We start from the raw sequence: 14,150 nt of genomic DNA on the forward strand, positions 1-14,150 counted from the left end.
GGCTGCTCCATATTTCACAAAATCCCAACACCGTTGTGTAACGGGCAGGGCCCGAACCCTCCGGATGCGGCACCGTACCCTAGTGGGCTGATGGCGGCTGGGTCGTGGGGGGCTACTGTTGGGGATGACATCGTCGGCAACGCTACTCCCATTGCTACCGCAGCACGTCGCTATGAGAAATAGATGATGTCCTTGTAGTCGAGCACAGCCTTGGCCAAGCCCAGCCGCATGGCTGGGGAGTCCTTTACTCCATCTGCAAGCCAAATGTAGTTATGACAGGCGCGCAAGATTGTCAGGAGCTTACCGATCTGCCCAGGCCTGTACGCCGAATAGCCATTCCACACCCTCCCGCGGTTTGCCGACGAGGATATTGGCCGCTCCAGCATTGCCGAGCGGCGGCGGATGCGATTGAACCAGGAGTCCACTGCAAGCAGGCTCACTTTGTTGTGCAGTCAGGCCAGATGGTCAGGGTCATAGTCGCCAAAATCCGTGAGGAGGCAACTCGCCTTCTCTGGCTCAGCCATCGTAGGCAGTGGGTGGAAGACCCAGCGATCCGTAACCTTGCCGATTGTCGCAGCGGCTTCGCAGCGCTCGCGCAGCAATAGCAACTTGATCTGGCTTTCCGTCAGCTCTGGATACGCTGCTGCGCGCTCCTCGAACTCTTGCCGGGCTTTTGCCACGAGGACACGCTTCTGGTCGATGGTCATCTCCTTCGAGATGCGTACGAACAACGCGTCGACGCTGCGCTCCTTAATCCGTTGCGCAAACGCCCCCAAGCAAGCCGGCGCATTACAGCATCCATGTCCAGAAAGAAGCGCAACTTCTCCGTGCCAGCCAAGAGGCGTTCGAGGTGGAGGAAATGCCCCCAGAGCGTGTACTTCCCCATGCACCAACATGCCATTCTGCGGGAGCTTGTTATTGCGAGTGAAACCCTCGGGCGCTTCAGCGTCGTCACGCTGGCGCGCTTGGTCGTACCGGCCAGCAATTTCGCCGGCCAGCGTTGACCACGCTCGCCGTTGCCCGGTGGATGCAACGGTCGTCCGGAATTCAGATTCAAGCCAGAGGCGGGCGAATCGGCGATGAGGAGGCGGAAGGACCGAATCCCCGAGGCGGTCCGCCTCCCGCTCAACTGACTCGGGATCCATCTCTGGATCGAAGTTCGGATTCATGGCGAATACGTAGCCACTCCGGTTGTCGGCTGAAGCTACAGCGGAAACAACGACGTTGCGGCGGTCCTTGCGGTGGGTCCAGTTGACCACGTAGTCCTGGCGATCGACGCCAATGTAGAGGCGCCGGAATCCCATCTTAGGCAGTCTCGACTCGCGTTCCGCGAGAAACGCCAAAGCCTGTTGGTGAAAGAAGTCGATCCGCCTCATAGAGGACGCGAGGTGCAATGTTCGCCGCTTCGCAGATGCGGCGCAATGGCATCTTGTTCGCCAACATCGAGAGAATCAACGGATTCTTGTCCGAGCGGATCTGGCGGGCGATCGGGTTGCGCCCGGCCGGCTTGACCGAGAACGTCTTGCCACATGCCCGGCAGCGAAAGCGCGCCGAACCAGCCTCGGTCGAACCGAAGCGATAGTAGGCACCCTCGGTGGAAGTGGGAACGCGGTGATTGCCGCAGAGCGGCTCCGGGCAACACGCCGCGCGAAAAGTCTCGACCGAGATCCGCCATGCTTCCTCAAACACGCCGAGATTGCTCTTCATCGAAGAGTGTTCCCGGCAAGCGTTGCAGCGTATTGAGCCCCCGACGAGCGTAGACCCGGTCAGGGTGTAGGGATTCTTGGTCGCCCCGGCCGGCGGCGTGCCTTTGCGCGCTGCTCCTGGCACTGGGACACCGAAATTCTCACATGGTGGATTTTTGCAGAAATTGACTTGGATTCCGGCGATTCTGGGACGCGCGGCGGTTCCGAAGACGGCAGTGCAGAGGTAGAGGACATGGACTTCTCCTCCGGCGAAGTGACGCGCGAGATGCTGTCAAAAACGAAGCTGCCGACGAATTCGGCAGCCTTTGGGGAGTGACCCTAGGCCGGACAAGGACTAGGGCGATTTCTTCAAGTTTTCAACAGATTTTGTTAACGGCTAGCCTCGGCTGCCTTTTTCCTTTTCTGCACGACGCTCCGATCAGGCGATCAGCGCGTGCTCCTTCAGCGTGCGCAGCGCGGCACGGTACTCCCCTTCCTGCTGCAGCTTGTTCCAGTCCATCGGCTTGCGGCGCGGGAACAGTTTGCGGATGCGGCGCTGCGAGGTCTTGTCGATGCCGGCATCCAGCTCGGTCAGCAGCTGGTCGGCACGGTCCGGATGGTTGCAGATCAGCACCATGTCGCAACCAGCGGTCAGCGCCGCGCGCGCGGCCTCGGTGACGTTGCCGGCGACGCTCGCGCCTTCCATGCTCAGGTCGTCGCTGAAGATCACACCCTCGAAGCCCAACTGCGCGCGCAGCACGTCCTGCAGCCAGTAGCGCGAGAAGCCGGCCGGGTTGGGATCGACCTTGGGGTAGATCACGTGCGCCGGCATCACCGACGACAGCGACAGGCCCAGCCATTCATACGGGCGTGCATCCTGCTCGATGATCTCGTCCAGCGAGCGCTCGTCGACCGGGATCGCCACGTGCGAATCGGCCTCGACATAGCCGTGGCCGGGGAAGTGCTTGCCGCAGTTGCTCATGCCCGCGAGCAACAGGCCGTGGTTCAGGTGGCCGGCCAGCATGCTCACCACGCGCGGGTCGGCGTGGAAGGCGCGGTCGCCGATCACGGCGCTGCGGCCATAGTCCAGGTCCAGCACCGGGGTGAAGCTGAAATCGACATCGCAGGCGCGCAACTCAGCGGCCAGCACGTAGCCGCAGGCCACCGCCGCCTTGGTCGCGGCCAGCACGTCGCGGCCCCACAGCTCGCCCAGGCGATGCATCGCCGGCAGGTGGGTGAAGCCGTCGGTCTTGCAGCGCTGCACGCGCCCGCCTTCATGGTCAATGCAGATCAGCACGTCGTCGCGCACCGCGCGGATCGCACGCGTCAGCGCCTGCAGCTGCGCGCGCGACTCGAAATTGCGGGCGAACAGGATCACGCCGCCGGTCAGCGGATGCGCGAGGCGGCGCGCGTCTTGCGCGTCGAGCTGCTTGCCGACGACGTCGAGGACCACCGGGCCCGGCCGCTTGCCGGTATTCTTCTTGGGCATGGAAGTTATTGGATTCACAAAGCTGTAGGTTGGGAAGCCGCGGCGTCCGTACGCTCGGCTATCGCGAAGGCGACCGCATAATCGTGCTCGTCACTGACACTGACCCGCACGGTGATCCCGCGTTCCGCCAGCCATGCGGCGAGTTCGCCGTGGCACACCGGCGTCGGCTCGCCGGAGGGCAGGTTCATCAGCTCCATCGCGCGCCACGTCATCGGCCAGTGCATGCCCCGGCCGATTGCCTTGGAGAAGGCTTCCTTGGCTGCGAAGCGCGTGGCCAGGAAGGCGAGCCCGCGTTTCTCCGAGCGCGCCTTGCGCGCGTGGTACTTGGCCAGTTCGTTGGGGCCGAGCACCTTCTCGGCAAAGCGGCCGTTGGTGCGTTCCATCACGCCCTGCACGCGGGCGATCTGGATAATGTCGGTGCCGACGCCGTAGATCACGCCGGCTCGCTCGCGGCGGGATAGCGCGTGCCCAGGCGTGCGGCCACCATGATGGCCTTCATCTCGCGCACGGCATTCTGCCAGCCGGCGAACACCGCATGGGCCACGATCGCATGGCCGATGTTCAGCTCCTTGATGCCAGGCAGCGCGGCGATCGGCTGCACATTGGTGTAGTGCAGGCCATGACCGGCGTTGACCACCAGGCCATGCCTCAGGCCGGCGTCGACGCCGTCGGCGATGCGGCGGTATTCGATGGCCAGCTCGTCCGGCGTGTGCGCGTCGGCGTAGGCGCCGGTATGCAGCTCGATCACCGGCGCGCCACAGGCAGCGGCGGCCGCGATCTGGTCAGGGTCGGCGTCGATGAACAGCGACACGCGGATACCGACGCCCGCCAGCTGCGCGCAGGCAGCCTTGACCTGTTCGAAGCGGCCGGCCACGTCGAGGCCGCCCTCGGTGGTCACCTCCTCGCGGCGCTCAGGCACCAGGCACACGTCCTGCGGACGGATCTCGCAGGCAATGTCGAGCATCTCCTGCGTGATGGCGCACTCCAGGTTCATGCGCGTGGCCAGCTGCGGGCGCAGCGCGCACACGTCGGCATCGCGGATATGGCGGCGGTCTTCGCGCAGGTGCAGCGTGATCAGGTCGGCGCCGGCCTCTTCCGCCTGCAGGGCGGCACGGATGGGATCGGGATACACGGTGCCGCGCGCATTGCGCAGCGTGGCCACGTGGTCGATATTGACGCCAAGGTCGATGACGCCCGGATTTGCGTGAAAGATCATGCGAGCAGGTGCAGGAGTGATTCGGAGTGTGTGCTGGTATCGTTCAGAGATACTGCAGGTCGATCAGTATCTGGCGCGTCTTCAGCGGCGCGCCTTGCAAATAATAATGCAGCAGGAAACGCATCAGCGCCCGGCTTTGCGCCGCGGTCTGCGCGCGGCTGTAATCGTCCTGCGCCATGTCGAGCAGCGTCTGTCCCGACACCACCGGCCACGATGACGGATCACTCGGCTGCGCGCGGCGCACGCCGCGCTCGGGCTGGTAGACGTAGTCCAGTCCCGGCTGGACGCGTTCGCCGGTGCTCAGGCACTGGTCGAAGGCCACCGCGAAACCGGTCTCCTGTAGCAACACGCGTTCGAAGCTGCGCAGCACAAGGCCTGCAGGCTCGCCGTGCGCGAGCCGCGTCAGCGTCGTCAGGTAATGGCGGAACAGTGTGGGATGCGCGTCTTCCCGCGGACAGAAGCGCATCAGCAATTCATTCAGGTAGAACGCCGACAGCAGCGCATCGCCGTCGAGCGGCGGCATGCCGCCAACCCATTCGGCCTTGGTCAGCGTCTTGACCTCGCCGCGCCCGCTCCACGACACCGAGACCGGGTGAAAATGCTGCAGCACCGCGCGCAGCGCCGAATGCGGGCGCTTGGCGCCCTTGGCCACCATCGACATGCGGCCATGGTCGCGCGTGAAGACGTCGAGGATCAGGCTGGTCTCGCGGTACGGCCAGGCGTGCAGCACGAAGCCGGGCTGGTCGGCCACGCGTGACTCGGGGCGCGCCGGCACGATGCGCATGGCGCGGTCCATCATCGCGCGCGCGGCCGCATCGGCCATCCCGGGCAGCGCCTTGCTGTCGAGCAATTCGGCCGCCTCGTCGACCACGGGGTCGGCGCGGCGGGCGCGAGGCGCCGGCGCGCGCGCGAGATCAGCCGTCTTGCTCACAGGTCGCTCACTCGTAGCCGTAAGCCCGCAGTCCTGCTTCGTTGTCGGCCCAGCCGCTCTTTACCTTGATCCACATCTCGAGGTAGACCTTGCCGTCGAACAGCTTTTCCATGTCCAGGCGCGCCTCGGTGGAGATCTGCTTAAGCTTGCTGCCCTTGTTGCCGATGATCATGGCCTTGTGCGCGTCGCGCTCGACCAGGATGGTGGCAAAGACGCGGCGCAGGCGCCCTTCCGTCTCGAACTTGTCGATCACCACGGTGCTGGTGTACGGCAGTTCGTCGCCGGTCCAGCGGAACACCTTTTCGCGGATGATCTCGGAGGCCAGGAAACGCTCGCTGCGATCGGTCATCGCGTCGGCGTCGTACATCGGCTCGCCTTCCGGCAGGTAGGGCCGGATGATGTCGAACAGGCGCGCGATATGGTCGCGGGTCTTGGCCGTCATCGGCACCACTTCGCGGAACGGGAACAGCTGCCCCATCTTTTCCAGGAAGGGCATCATCACTTCCGAGCGGTTCTCGCCGGTGACGCGGTCGAGCTTGTTGGCGATCAGCAGCACCGGGGTGTTCTTCGGCAGCAGCGACAGCACCTTCTCGTCGTCGGCACCGTAGTAGCCGGCCTCGACCACGAACAGGATCAGGTCCACCGACGACAGCGTGGACGTGACCGCGCGGTTCAGCGAGCGGTTCAGCGCGCTGGCATGGCGGGTCTGGAAGCCTGGCGTATCGACGAACACATACTGCGCGTCATCCGTGGTCTGGATGCCGACGATGCGGTGCCGCGTGGTCTGCGCCTTGCGCGAGGTGATGCTGATCTTCTGGCCGACCAGCGCGTTCATCAGCGTGGACTTGCCCACGTTGGGGCGGCCGACGATGGCCACGGTGCCGCAGCGGAACGCCGCGGCTGGGGTATCCGCCGCATCTTGCTGCGGATGGTTAGATTCGGTCATTCCTTCAACCTGAGAGACAACTGTGGGTCCTGCGGCACGGGTTGCTTGCGGGTCTTGCCGGTGCGCTCGGCGCGGCTGCGCTTGAGCAGCTGCGGCACCAGCTTCTGGACTTCATCCAGCGCCAGCTTGGCGGCGGCTTGCTCGGCCGCGCGCCGCGAGGCGCCGGTGCCGAACACCCGGACTTCCAGTTTAGGCACCGTGCACTCGACTTCAAACTGCTGGCTGTGCGCGGCCCCGTGTGTGGCGATTACGTTATATTGCGGCAGGGCAATCTTGTGGCCCTGCAGGTATTCCTGCAGCAGGGTCTTGGCGTCCTTGCCAAGCGTGCGCGGATCGACCTGCTCCAGGATCGGGATATAGAGCTTGCGGATCAGCGCGCGCGCGGCGTCGAAGCCGGCGTCAAGGAACACGGCGCCGACGATGGCTTCAAGCGCATCGGCGAGGATGGACGGACGGCGGAAACCGCCGCTCTTCAGTTCGCCCTCGCCCAGGCGCAGCGTGTCGGAAAGCTGCAGCATCTGGGCGATCTCGTACAGGGCCTGCTGCTTGACCAGGTTGGCCCGCACGCGCGACAGGTCGCCCTCGTCGAGCTTGCCGAACATGCCATAGAGCATGTCGGCCACGGCGCAGTTGAGCACCGAATCGCCCAGGAATTCAAGGCGTTCGTTGTGCTGGGCGCTGTGGCTGCGGTGCGTCAGCGCCTGTTGCAGCAATTCGGGCTTGCTGAATCGGTAGCCGAGTCGTTGCTGCAAGGCGTCGAGGTTCATATCAGTGCTGCGTTCCCGAATAGGTAATCAGAAGACTCAGGGGTCCGTAGACGGGCACTTCGGTCCGGTACGAAAAATCGACCGACTGGATGGCGCCATTGTCGTCCTCGCGGATCAGCAGGTCTTCGCCTTTTACTACGGCAATCCGGTCGATGATTGCCTGTTTGTCAAAATACTCGACCACTTCGCGCTTGTTGGCTGCACGCTGCTTCGCATAAGTGGCCGCACGCTTGACCGAAAAATATTCCAGCAGGCTCGGGATCGAGCGCACGGCGGGCAAGGCCACGCCGATCACGAACACCACGATCACCAGCAGCGTCCAGACGGAAAAACCGCCCGCCCGTGCCCGCTGCCCAAGGTATGCCCGGCATGCCTGACGCCGAGCCGGAATCTTTTCCCCCACCTTCCCAAATCGACCCATCGCGCTTCCCTCGTTTTGTGTTGAGTGTTCTTGCGCCGCGGAGATTCTATTTAAACGATCCCACGCGTCCGAAATTACCCAGGTTCATCCAGATCACAAACGCCTTGCCGACGATATTCTGGTCCGGCACGAACCCCCAGTAACGGGAGTCGAGGCTGTTGTCCCGGTTGTCACCCATGACGAAATAGTGACCCACAGGTACCTTGCAAGTCACGCCAAGTTGATTGTATGTGCAGTTTTCGCGGTACGGGAAATCCGGGTCCGCGCCTGCCACGAACGCCGGGCGGTCAACGTCGTTCAGGATGCCATGATCGACGCTGCCTGGCAGCTTCTCGCGAAAATGCTTGGAATAGGCCAGCCGCTCCTCGTCCAGGAAGTCCGGCAGCACGGTGTATTCGGCCGGCTTGCCGTTGATGGTCAGGCGCTTGTTGGAATACTGCACCACGTCGCCCGGCACGCCGACAACGCGCTTGATGTAATCGAGCGACTGGTCCTTCGGGTAGCGGAACACCATCACGTCGCCGCGCTGCGGCTCGCCCACCTCCATCACCTTCTTGTTCACCACCGGCAGGCGGATGCCGTACTGGTACTTGTTGACCAGGATAAAGTCGCCGATCAGCAGCGTCGGGATCATCGAGCCGGACGGGATCTTGAACGGCTCGACCACGAACGAGCGCAGCACGAACACCGCCAGGATCACCGGGAAGAAGCTGGCCGAATACTCCAGCCACCACGGCTGGCGCAGCTTTTCCTCGGCCAGGCGCTTGCGCGTGGCATCCGCGTCCGCGGCCCCGAAGCGGCCCTGCAGGTCGCCCTGGCGCGAATCGAATTCCGCCAGCGCCAGCCGCGCGGAAGAGCGGCGCTGCCGCTCGAACACGAGCTTGTCCGCCACCCACGCGACGCCCGTAATCACCACCAGCACAAAAAGGATCAGTGCAAAATTCATGACGGCTTCTGGTTCTTGGAAATCCTGGTACAGCCTTTGTTATTGGCGGCCGGGCGCGGCCGCGGCCACGCCCACACGCGATTACTTGTCGTCCACCTGCAGGATGGCCAGGAAGGCCTCCTGCGGAATCTCGACCGTACCCACCTGCTTCATGCGCTTCTTGCCGGCCTTCTGCTTTTCCAGCAGCTTCTTCTTGCGGGAGATATCGCCGCCGTAGCACTTGGCCAGCACGTTCTTGCGCAATGCCTTGACGTTTTCGCGGGCAATGATATTCGAGCCGATCGCGGCCTGGATCGCCACGTCGTACATCTGGCGCGGAATGATCTCGCGCATTTTCGCAGCCACTTCGCGCCCGCGGTATTGCGAGTTGGACCGGTGCACGATCACCGACAGCGCATCCACCTTGTCGCTATTGATCAGGATGTCGACCTTGACCACGTCGGAGGGACGATATTCCTTGAACTCGTAATCCATCGACGCATAGCCGCGCGATACCGACTTCAGGCGGTCGAAGAAATCCAGCACGATTTCCGCCATCGGGATCTCGTAGGTCAACTGCACCTGCTTGCCGTGGTAGCTCATATTGATCTGCGTGCCGCGCTTCTGCGTGCACAGCGTGATCACCGAGCCGACATATTCCTGCGGCATGTACAGGTTGACAGTGACGATCGGTTCCAGGATCGCCTCGATCTTGCTTGGGTCCGGCATCTTGGCGGGGTTCTCCACCGTCACCATGCTGCCGTCACGCATCTGCACCTGGTACACCACCGTCGGCGCGGTGGTGATCAGGTCCATGTCGAATTCGCGCTCCAGGCGCTCCTGCACGATTTCCATGTGCAGCAGGCCCAGGAAGCCGCAGCGGAAGCCGAAGCCCAGCGCCTGCGACACTTCCGGCTCGAACATCAGCGAGGCGTCGTTCAGCCGAAGCTTTTCCAGGGACTCGCGCAGCGCCTCGTACTGGTTGGCTTCCACCGGATACAGGCCGGCGAACACCTGCGGCTTGACTTCCTTGAAGCCCGGCAGCGGCGCGTCGGCCTTGCGTTGCGTGGTGGTGATGGTGTCGCCCACCTTGGCCGCCTTCAGCTCCTTGATACCGGCGATGACGAAGCCGACCTCGCCCGCCGTCAGCGCATCGCGCGGGATCGACTTCGGCGTGAACACGCCCACCTGCTCCACCAGGTGCTGCGAGCCGTTGGCCATCAGCAGTACCTTGTCCTTCGGGCGCAGCGTACCGTTGACCACCCGCACCAGCATCACCACACCGACGTAGTTATCGAACCACGAATCGATGATCAGCGCCTGCAGCGGCGCGTCGGTGTCGCCCTTGGGCGGCGGTACCTTGGCGATCAGCGCCTCGATCACGTCCTGCACGCCCTGACCGGTCTTGGCCGAGCACGGCGTGGCGTCCTGCGCGTCAATGCCGATGACGTCCTCGATTTCCTGGATCGCGTTGTCGGGATCAGCCTGCGGCAGGTCGATCTTGTTCAGCACCGGCACCACTTCCACGCCCAGCTCGATCGCGGTGTAGCAATTGGCCACGGTCTGCGCCTCGACGCCCTGCGAGGCGTCGACCACCAGCAGTGCGCCTTCGCAGGCCGATAGCGAGCGGCTCACTTCATAGCTGAAGTCGACGTGTCCCGGTGTGTCGATCAGGTTCAGGTTGTAGACCTGGCCGTCGCGCGCCTTGTAGCTGAGCGCGGCGGTCTGCGCCTTGATGGTGATGCCGCGCTCCTTTTCGATATCCATCGAATCGAGGACCTGCGCTTCCATCTCCCGATCCGACAGCCCTCCACAAAGCTGAATGATCCGGTCGGCCAGGGTGGACTTCCCATGGTCGATGTGGGCAATGATCGAGAAATTACGGATATGGTCCATCTAGTCTTCAGGGGAGCGCCGGCAAGAGGGCCCAGGCAGCTTCAAGCGTTCGTGAACGGCCCGGCGCCGCGCGCCGCAAGGCGTGCGCGGGCGTGCCGCAAGGTTTGGAGGTGCAATTTTTGCGCCAATCCGCAATTTTACCGGATTTTCAACGGCTTCCGGGTCGTGAAATGGTCGCGCGGCACGGCTGCCGGCCGCTGTCAGCGTCCGTCAGCAGCTGGCGTTGGCGGCGCCATGTGCGGCAAGCCACACCCTCACCGCTGCTTCGTCAAGGAAATAGTGGCAAAGCTGCGTCGCCTTCCCTTCCAGCTCGGCCGGCGTGCCGGGCATCAGTACCGGCACCAGTTCGCCGAAGCGGTCCTCGAGGCCGGGATCGGCATCGACATCCACTTCATGCAGTTCGAAAGAAAAATCGCGCCGGAGCAGTTCCAGCGCGACCTTCATGTCATCGCACAGGTGGCAGTATGCCCGGCCGTACAGCGTCAGCGCGGGCATACCGGATCCTGGTGGCGATCAGCGGGTGGAGGTGGCGCCCGGACGCAGCGTCAGCACCTGGGTGGCGTCGCCGCGCCGCACGAACACCGCGGCAATGCGGCTCTTGTCCAGGCTGCGCACCAGCTCATTGAACTGGCGCGCATTGGTCACGTCGGTATCGCCCAGGCGCAGGATGATGTCACCCGGACGGATGCCGGCACGCAACGCCGGGCCGTCGGCCAACTCGACCTCCACGCCGGACTTGAGCTTGAGCTCCTTCAGGCGCGCTTCGGGCAGGTCGTTGACCACCAGCCCCAGGGCGTTGGGCTTGCTCGTCTGAGCGCCCTCGTCCTTGGGCTTGGCGCTGCTGCTGGCGCGGGCCTTGCCGTCCGGCTCCAGCTCTGTGACGGTGATCGTGACCTCGCGGGTGCCGCCCTTGCGCCACAGCTGCAGCGGCACGCGCGTGCCCGGCTTGGTATCACCCACCAGGCGCGGCAGGTCCGAAGCACGTTCGATATCACGGCCGTTGAACTTCAGGATGATGTCGCCGGCTTCAATACCCGCCTTCTCGGCAGGACCGCCCGGCTCCACGCTGCCGACCAGTGCGCCGCGCGCACGGCCCAGGCCCAGCGAATCGGCCACTTCCTTGGTGACATCGCCAATCGCCACGGCGATGCGACCGCGCGTCACGCGCCCAGCGGTCTTGAGCTGCTCGGACACGCGCATCGCCTCGTCGATCGGGATCGCGAACGAAATGCCCATATAGCCGCCGCTGCGGCTGTAGATCTGCGAGTTGATGCCGATCACTTCGCCGCGCAGGTTGATCAGCGGACCGCCCGAGTTGCCGGGGTTGACCGCCACGTCGGTCTGGATGAACGGCAGGTAGTCGCCGGTGTCGCGGCCCTTGGCCGAGACGATGCCAGCGGTGACGCTGTTGTCCAGCCCGAACGGCGAGCCGATAGCCAGCACCCACTCACCGGCGCGGACCTTGTCGGAATCGCCCAGCGGCAGGCGCGGCAGGCCGCTGGCCTCGATCTTGAGCAGCGCCACGTCGGTGCGCTTGTCGGAGCCGATCAGCTTGGCCTTGAACTCACGCTTGTCGGGCAGGGTCACGTAGATGGTTTCGGCATCGGCGACCACGTGCGCGTTGGTCATCACATAGCCGTCCTGGCTGATGATGAAGCCGGAGCCCACGCCACGGCTCTGCTCTTCCTGCTGGGGCGGCTGGCCGCGGCGCGGCGGGGTGCCGGGCGCCGGCGCGCCGGGCATGGGCACGCCGAAGAAGCGCCGGAAGAATTCGGCCATCTCGTCATCGTCGCCGGGCGCGCCGCTGCGCTGGCGCGCGCGCTCGGTGGTACGGATATTGACCACGGCCGGGCTCGCCTTTTCCACCAGGTCAGTGAAATCGGGCAGGTTGTAGTTGGCGGCGGCAGCCTGGGCATGGCTGACTTCGGCCACCGTCGGGCCGAGCACCAACATGGCAGCCATGACCATGGCCCGCGCCAGGGCTGGAGATCTGAAAGTCATCGACAACTCCCGGGATTCAGGGAAAGAAGGTAAAACCGGCTGGATGTGATCCTTTGGCGGGGACCCCTGCACAGGTTTCATGGAGCCGGCACCGGGGACGGAGGGTCCCGCGGCGCCGGCTGCACCTGCGTTTGGCTTAGTGTACCGCCTTGGGCGGGCGGTACTCCACGGCCGTCGCAAACTGCTTGACGGTGCTCGCCGGGACCTCGCCCACCACGGTAATCCAGAAATCGGAGATCCGGCGCACCACGACCTGGGTCGCGCCGAGCGCGGCCACGCCTTCGCGGCGCACGCGTTGCTCGGAAACCGGCTCGATAAAGACCGACAGGCCGGTGAGCCCGTCGCTGTAGACAATCTGCAGCACTTCGAAGACCTGGCTGCGGCCGTTGTTCTGCGCCGATGCGCGCAGCTCGCCCAGCGGGCGGCGGACTTCGCGGATCTTCTGGAAGCCCTTCAGCGGCACCGCGATCGACCAGCCCTCATCGGCGATATTGGTCGGCTGGTATTTGACCTCGTAGTGGTTCCAGCTGCTGGCACTCTTGATCGCGCTGAGAATGCGCTGCTTCTCCGACGGCACGCCGATCTGCACCTGCGAGAACGCGACCTGCTCCAGCACCTTGCCGCCGTCGCCGATGGTCTGCGCACGCATCAGCAGGCCGGAACTCTTCTCGGCCCACAGCCGCACCGCGTAGCGCGCGGCATCGTGCGGTTCCAGCGCAAAGACTTCGCACTCCATGCCCGCGACCCGCTCCGCGGGCATCTTGCGCATGTCGTACAGCTCCAGCACGTCGTTCTTATTGGTGGCGAGCAGCGCCGGGAAGCGGTCCTTGGCTTCCTGCTTCTCCACCACCACCAGCTTGGCCTCGGGGATCAGGCTATGCACGACGTCGTTCTGCCGCAGCACCTCGCGCGGCTTGCCGTCGAGCGTTTCCAGGCGTTCGTATTCGTTGTGGACGAGATCGCTGTAATGCTGAATGCGCGAGGCATGCATGACGCTACCGCGCTGGTAGATCAACGTGCCGACATAGTTCTCGCGCTGCGCGGCTTTGTGGATCTTGTTGAGCCAGGCGGTGGCATCGCGTCGGTTCAGCGTATTGTCCAAAGGCTGCGCGGTGGCCGCGGCAGCAGTCAGACACAAGGCCAGAAAAAAGGACCTACGCACGGCCCTGATTTTCTGGGCGCCCGCTACATAGGCGGGCGACCATCCTTTATGCATGTCCGGCATTATTCCTGCGTATTTTCCTGAGAGAAGCTTGCACCGTTGGCAACCGTGCGCATGGTCGGCACAACAGCATCCGTTGCCACCGACGTGCGATGGGCACGCAGGTATTCGTCCAGGCGGGGATCGCGAATCATCTGGGTGTTTTCCGCTGCCACGGTGACGATGCCGTTCGGCTGTGCGGGCTGGTCGGCGCGCGCTACCACGGCATCCGGCGTGCCCAGGCTGGCGGGGCCGCGCATCTGCGGCACGACCACCCAGCTGACCGCCGCCACGGCGGCCGCGATCGCGGTGCCCGGCATCACGCGGCGCACCCACGACGGCCTGACCAGCAGGCGATGGCGGGCGCTGGCCTGCGCCACGGCCGGCACCAGCACGTGCGGCTCGGCTTCCAGGCGCGCGGAGAATTTAGCGAGAAAAGCGGCGGTGGAACCCGCGTGCGTCAGGTCTTCCGAGCGCAGCGAGTCACCGATCAACTGGTATGCGGACCAGTCGGACAGGCCGGCGTCGCTTTTCGCGAGGGCCAGCACGGCATCGACTTCGTGCGGCGCCAGTTCGCCGTCCATCAGTACGGAGATCTGCTCCGCTGCTTCCACTACATGAACCGACTGCTTATGAGCCTGACCCATTTCCCACCCCAAGACATTCCATTGA

The 14,150-nt window shown here is 64.3% G+C and carries 16 protein-coding genes; 1 reads left to right on the plus strand and 15 read right to left on the minus strand.

Annotated elements, in window-relative coordinates; all coding sequences use genetic code 11:
- Positions 1-452: 452 nt before the first annotated feature.
- Positions 453-1,304: a hypothetical protein gene (locus tag AC10V3_RS14160; RefSeq protein ID WP_490922359.1), complete on the minus strand. Its 852-nt coding sequence runs from the start codon at positions 1,302-1,304 to the stop codon at positions 453-455.
- A 1-nt stretch (position 1,305) separates the two neighbouring features.
- Positions 1,306-1,707, minus strand: coding sequence for a transposase (locus AC10V3_RS14165; RefSeq protein ID WP_490922361.1), 402 nt, complete (start codon positions 1,705-1,707; stop codon positions 1,306-1,308).
- Positions 1,708-1,875: 168 nt separating this feature from the next.
- Here AC10V3_RS14165 and AC10V3_RS14170 point away from each other — a divergent pair, with 168 nt between their 5' ends.
- A complete protein-coding gene (locus tag AC10V3_RS14170) occupies positions 1,876-2,022 on the plus strand; it encodes a hypothetical protein (protein ID WP_490922363.1) in 147 nt (48 codons plus the stop codon).
- A gap of 102 nt (positions 2,023-2,124) precedes the next feature.
- On the opposite strand, the gene nagZ is transcribed toward AC10V3_RS14170, so the two are convergent.
- From nagZ to AC10V3_RS14235, 13 genes are all read right to left on the minus strand, one after another.
- A complete protein-coding gene (gene nagZ / locus AC10V3_RS14175; protein WP_490922364.1) occupies positions 2,125-3,174 on the minus strand; it encodes a beta-N-acetylhexosaminidase in 1,050 nt (349 codons plus the stop codon).
- A 14-nt stretch (positions 3,175-3,188) separates the two neighbouring features.
- On the minus strand, positions 3,189-3,611 hold the full coding sequence (gene acpS / locus AC10V3_RS14180; RefSeq protein WP_349604188.1) for a holo-ACP synthase: 423 nt from the start codon (positions 3,609-3,611) through the stop codon (positions 3,189-3,191).
- Positions 3,608-4,390, minus strand: coding sequence for a pyridoxine 5'-phosphate synthase (gene pdxJ, locus AC10V3_RS14185; RefSeq protein WP_022535917.1), 783 nt, complete (start codon positions 4,388-4,390; stop codon positions 3,608-3,610). Before pdxJ ends, acpS begins: the two co-directional genes overlap by 4 nt.
- A gap of 43 nt (positions 4,391-4,433) precedes the next feature.
- The gene (recO, locus tag AC10V3_RS14190; protein ID WP_022535918.1) at positions 4,434-5,321 is read right to left on the minus strand and encodes a DNA repair protein RecO; all 888 of its coding nucleotides are present in this window, start codon (positions 5,319-5,321) and stop codon (positions 4,434-4,436) included.
- A 7-nt stretch (positions 5,322-5,328) separates the two neighbouring features.
- Complete coding sequence (gene era, locus AC10V3_RS14195; RefSeq protein ID WP_022535919.1) at positions 5,329-6,267, minus strand: GTPase Era; 939 nt, start codon at positions 6,265-6,267, stop codon at positions 5,329-5,331.
- The gene (gene rnc / locus AC10V3_RS14200; RefSeq protein WP_010814690.1) at positions 6,264-7,034 is read right to left on the minus strand and encodes a ribonuclease III; all 771 of its coding nucleotides are present in this window, start codon (positions 7,032-7,034) and stop codon (positions 6,264-6,266) included. The genes era and rnc overlap by 4 nt, the downstream gene beginning before the upstream one ends.
- Position 7,035: 1 nt before the next feature.
- Positions 7,036-7,455 (minus strand): DUF4845 domain-containing protein, encoded by a 420-nt coding sequence (locus tag AC10V3_RS14205; protein ID WP_022535920.1) that lies wholly within the window; start codon positions 7,453-7,455, stop codon positions 7,036-7,038.
- Positions 7,456-7,501: 46 nt separating this feature from the next.
- A complete protein-coding gene (lepB, locus tag AC10V3_RS14210) occupies positions 7,502-8,401 on the minus strand; it encodes a signal peptidase I (protein ID WP_022535921.1) in 900 nt (299 codons plus the stop codon).
- A gap of 81 nt (positions 8,402-8,482) precedes the next feature.
- Complete coding sequence (lepA, locus tag AC10V3_RS14215; RefSeq protein ID WP_022535922.1) at positions 8,483-10,276, minus strand: translation elongation factor 4; 1,794 nt, start codon at positions 10,274-10,276, stop codon at positions 8,483-8,485.
- 210 nt (positions 10,277-10,486) lie between these two features.
- Positions 10,487-10,771, minus strand: coding sequence for a glutaredoxin family protein (locus AC10V3_RS14220; protein ID WP_022535923.1), 285 nt, complete (start codon positions 10,769-10,771; stop codon positions 10,487-10,489).
- 18 nt (positions 10,772-10,789) lie between these two features.
- Positions 10,790-12,277 carry a DegQ family serine endoprotease gene (locus AC10V3_RS14225; protein ID WP_022535924.1) on the minus strand — a complete coding sequence of 496 codons (1,488 nt, stop codon included), beginning with the start codon at positions 12,275-12,277 and terminating at the stop codon, positions 10,790-10,792.
- A gap of 136 nt (positions 12,278-12,413) precedes the next feature.
- Complete coding sequence (locus AC10V3_RS14230; RefSeq protein ID WP_041681541.1) at positions 12,414-13,493, minus strand: MucB/RseB C-terminal domain-containing protein; 1,080 nt, start codon at positions 13,491-13,493, stop codon at positions 12,414-12,416.
- Positions 13,494-13,501: 8 nt separating this feature from the next.
- Entirely contained in the window at positions 13,502-14,125 is a 624-nt protein-coding gene (locus AC10V3_RS14235; protein ID WP_022535926.1) for a sigma-E factor negative regulatory protein, read from the minus strand.
- Between the last annotated feature and the right edge of the window lie 25 nt (positions 14,126-14,150).

The sequence above is a fragment of the Cupriavidus sp. PB-02 genome (assembly GCF_058252315.1).